General features: G+C 64.2%; 3 protein-coding genes. All 3 read right to left on the minus strand.

The window, feature by feature from the left end:
- A partial coding sequence (gene gcvP, locus ACR0DJ_RS20435; RefSeq protein ID WP_480686142.1) for an aminomethyl-transferring glycine dehydrogenase occupies positions 1-2,855 on the minus strand: 2,855 nt, incomplete at its 3' end.
- Between the two features lie 114 nt (positions 2,856-2,969).
- Positions 2,970-3,335 (minus strand): glycine cleavage system protein GcvH, encoded by a 366-nt coding sequence (gene gcvH, locus ACR0DJ_RS20440; protein ID WP_170345522.1) that lies wholly within the window; start codon positions 3,333-3,335, stop codon positions 2,970-2,972.
- 17 nt (positions 3,336-3,352) lie between these two features.
- Positions 3,353-4,447 (minus strand): glycine cleavage system aminomethyltransferase GcvT, encoded by a 1,095-nt coding sequence (gene gcvT / locus ACR0DJ_RS20445; protein ID WP_480686143.1) that lies wholly within the window; start codon positions 4,445-4,447, stop codon positions 3,353-3,355.

Genomic DNA, 4,447 nt, shown 5'->3' on the forward strand with positions numbered 1-4,447 from the left:
TATTCCGCGGCGTCTTGGTATGCGTCCATTGGGGGGCATGTGCAGACGAGGTTTCGGTCGCCGTATGCGTTGTCGACGCGGTTGACGGGGGACCAGTATTTGTCGACGCCCATGGAACCCGGCGGGAAGCAGGCCTGTTCGCGGGTGTAGGGGCGGTCCCAGTCGCCGACCAGATCGCGCACCGTGTGTGGGGCGTTTTTCAGCGGGTTGTTGTCCGCATCGATCTTGCCGTCGATGATGTCCTGCGCTTCCGCGCGGATCGACAGCATGGCGTCGCAGAAACGGTCCAGTTCGGCCATGGGTTCCGATTCCGTGGGCTCCACCATCAGGGTGCCGGCCACCGGCCAGCTCATCGTCGGCGCGTGGAAGCCTGAATCGACCAGGCGCTTGGCGATGTCATCCACGGTGACATGCGCCTCGGCGTCCAGCGGACGGGTGTCGAGGATGCATTCATGCGCCACCCGGCCCGTTTCCGAGGTATAAAGGATCGGATAGGCATCCTTGAGCCGCGCCGCGATGTAGTTGGCGTTCAGGATCGCCACTTTTGTGGCCTGCGTCAGCCCCGCGCCACCCATCAGCAGCACATAGGCCCAGGACACGGGCAGGATCGAGGGCGAGCCGAAGGGCGCCGCCGAGACCGGGCCCACGGCGGTGCCGTATTCCGGGTGGCCGGGCAGGTGCTCGGTCAGATGCGCCTTGACGCCGATCGGGCCCATGCCGGGGCCGCCGCCGCCATGCGGGATGCAGAAGGTCTTGTGCAGGTTCAGGTGGCTGACATCTCCGCCGATGTCACCGGGGCGCGACAGGCCGACCATGGCGTTCATGTTGGCGCCGTCGATATAGACCTGACCGCCGTGGTCATGGGTGATCTGGCAGACCTCCTGCACGGTGGTCTCGAACACGCCATGGGTGGACGGGTAGGTGATCATGCAGGCGGCCAGATGATCGGAGTGCTTTTCCGCCTTGGCGCGGAAGTCGGCGACGTCGATATTGCCGTTCTCATCCGCCTGCACCGGCACGACCTGCCAGCCCACCATCTGGGCCGAGGCCGGGTTGGTCCCGTGCGCCGAGGTCGGGATCAGGCAGACATTGCGCTGACCCTGCCCACGGGCGAAGTGATAGTTGCGGATGGTCAAGAGGCCCGCATATTCCCCCTGCGCGCCCGAGTTGGGCTGCTGGGAGATCGCGTCATAACCGGTGATCTGGCACAGCTTGTCGTTCAGATCGGCGATCATCTCGTGATAGCCCTGCGCCTGATCTTCCGGGCAGAACGGGTGCAGGTTGCTGAACTCGGGCCAGGTGACCGGGATCATCTCGATCGTGGCGTTCAGCTTCATGGTGCAGGACCCCAGCGGGATCATCGCCCGGTCCAGCGCCAGGTCGCGGTCGGCCAGACGGCGCATATAGCGGGTGATCTCGGCCTCGGCCCGGTTCTTGTGGAAGATCGGGTGGGTCAGATATTCGCTTTCACGCAGCGCATAATCCGGCAGGCGGTACTGCTTGTTCGAGCTGTCATCCTTGCGGTCGATGCCGAAGGCGCCCCAGACGGCCTCGATGGTCTCGGGGCGGGTCTGCTCGTCCAGGCTGATGCCGACGCGGGTCTCGCCCACCTTGCGCAGGTTGACGCCGCGCGCCACGGCGGCCTCCATCACCGTCTTCTGCAGGTGGCCGACCTCGACCGTGATGGTGTCGAAGAACACCTCGGGTTCGACCGAGAAGCCCGCCTCTTCCAGGCCGGCGGCCAGGCGCGAGGTCTTGCGGTGCACCGATTGCGCGATGGCCTTGATGCCGTCGGGGCCGTGATAGACCGCATACATCGAGGCAATCACCGCCAGCAGCGCCTGCGCGGTGCAGACGTTCGAGTTCGCCTTCTCACGGCGGATATGCTGCTCGCGGGTCTGCAACGACAGGCGGTAGGCCTTGTTGCCGCGGCTGTCGATGGACACACCGATGATCCGGCCCGGCATCGACCGCTTCAGCTTGTCGGTGGTCGCCATGTAGGCAGCATGGGGACCGCCATAGCCCATCGGCACGCCAAAGCGCTGGGTCGAGCCGATGGCGATATCCGCGCCCATCTCGCCCGGTGACTTCAGCAGCGCCAGCGACAGGATGTCGGCGGCGACGATGGCGATGGCTTTGTGCTCGTGCAGCGCCGCGATTTCGGCGGTGAAGTCGCGCACATGGCCATAGGTGCCCGGATACTGGAAGATCGCGCCGAATACCGCGCCCGCGTCCAGCTGATCCGGGTCGGCGACCTGCACGTCGATGCCCAGAGGCTCGGCGCGCGTCTTGATCACCGCGATGGTCTGCGGGTGGCAGTTGCGGTCCACGAAGAAGGCCGCGTTGTTGGCCTTGGACCGGCCGCCGCGCTTGGCCATCGCCATCGCCTCGGCCGCCGCGGTCGCCTCGTCCAGCAGGGACGCGTTGGCCACGTCCAGCCCGGTCAGGTCGCTGACCATGGTCTGGAAGTTCAAGAGCGCCTCGAGCCGGCCCTGGCTGATCTCGGGCTGATAGGGCGTGTAGGCGGTGTACCAGGCCGGGTTTTCCAGGATGTTGCGCAGGATCGGCGCCGGCGTGGTGGTGCCGTAATAGCCCTGACCGATCAGCGAGGTCAGAACCTTGTTCTTGCCCGCCACCTGTTTCATATGGAACAGGGCATCGCGTTCCGTCATCGCCGGACCCCAGTCCAGCGGCTGTTTCTGCCGGATCGCCGGGGGGACGGTGGCGTCGATCAGCTCGTCCAGCGTCTTGAAGCCGATCACCTTGAGCATGTCGCGCATCTCGGTGGGCGACGGGCCAATGTGGCGGCGGTTGGCGAAGTCATAGGCTTCGTAGTCGGTCAGTTTGAAGGCCATTGCAGCGCTCCTCACGGATAGGTCAGGGCCGGCGGAGACTACGGGAGCCTCCGGCGGGAGTATTTGGAAAAAGATGAAGCGGTGGAGCCCCAAAGGCGGGGCTTCGGGTTTGGGTTAGCCGATGAAGGCTTTGTATCCGGCCTCGTCCATCAGGTCCTCAAGCTGCGATGCGTCCGCAATCTTGACCTTGTAGATCCAAGCTTCGCCTTCGGGGTCTTCGTTCAGCGCGCCGGGGTTGTCGGCCAGCGCCTCGTTCACTTCGACGATCTCGCCATCGACCGGAGCATAAAGCTCGGACGCGGCCTTGACGGATTCGATCACGCCGATCTCGCCGTCTTTCTCGAACTCGTCGCCCACTTCCTGCTGCTCGACGAAGACCACTTCACCCAGCTGTTCAGCCGCGTGCTTGGTGATGCCCAGCGTGGCGGTATCGCCCTCGACGGTCAGCCATTCATGCTCTTCGGAATAATAGGTTGCCATGTCTCTCTCTCCTGACTTCAACGCTTGTAATTCTGTTTGACGAAGGGCAGCGCCACGATCTGCGCCGGTTGTGCCTTGCCCCGGATGATCAGGTTCACCTTCTCGCCCGGCGCGCCATGGCCCGCGGACACATAGCCCATCGCGATCGGGCCTCCGACCGTGGGGCCAAAGCTGCCCGAGGTGATCTGACCGATCCTGTTGCCCTCAAGGCATTGCACTTCCACGCCCTGACGCGCCGGCGCGCGGCCGTCGGGCTTGATGCCCACCAGCTTGCGCGATGCGCCTTCGGCCAGTTCGCGCTGGATACGCTCCGCACCCGGGAAACCACCTTCTTCCTTGCGGCGCTTCTGCATCGCCCAAGCCAACGAGGCCTCGACCGGTGAGGTGCTCTGGTCGATGTCATTGCCATACAGGCACAGCCCCGCCTCGAGCCGCAGGCTGTCGCGTGCGCCCAGACCCGCCGCTTCGCAATCCTCATGCGCCAGGAAAGCCTGTGTGATCTCGATCGCCTTTTCCTCGGGGATCGAGATCTCGTACCCGTCCTCGCCGGTATAGCCCAGCCGCGAGATGCGGCATTCGACGCCCATGATATCGGCCAGGGTGGTTTCCATGAACTTCAACTCGCGGGCCGCGGGGCAGAGCGCGCCCACCACATCCTCGGCCTTGGGACCCTGCACAGCAACCAGCGCGCGGTCGAAGATCTCGGTCACATCGACACCTTCGAGATTGTCACGCATATGCGGAATGTCCTGATGGCGCAGCGCCGCGTTCACCACCACGAAGTAGTGATCCCCCGCATTCGACACGATCAGATCGTCCATGATCCCGCCTTCGGCATTGGTGAAAAACCCGTAGCGCGCCTTGCCCTCCTTCAGCGTCGCATAGGCCTGCGGGCACAAAGCTTCCAGCTTCTCACCCACATTCTCGCCGCGCAGGATCACCTGACCCATGTGAGACACATCAAACAACGCCGCCTTCTCTCGGCACTGCTTATGCTCGCCCATGATCCCCAAAGGATACTGAACAGGCATCTCCCACCCAGCAAAATCAACCATCTTGCCGCCAAGTGCGACGTGAAGGTCATACAAGGGCGTGCGCTTCGGTGTGGTCAT

Source organism: Ruegeria sp. BF10 (genome assembly GCF_056538725.1).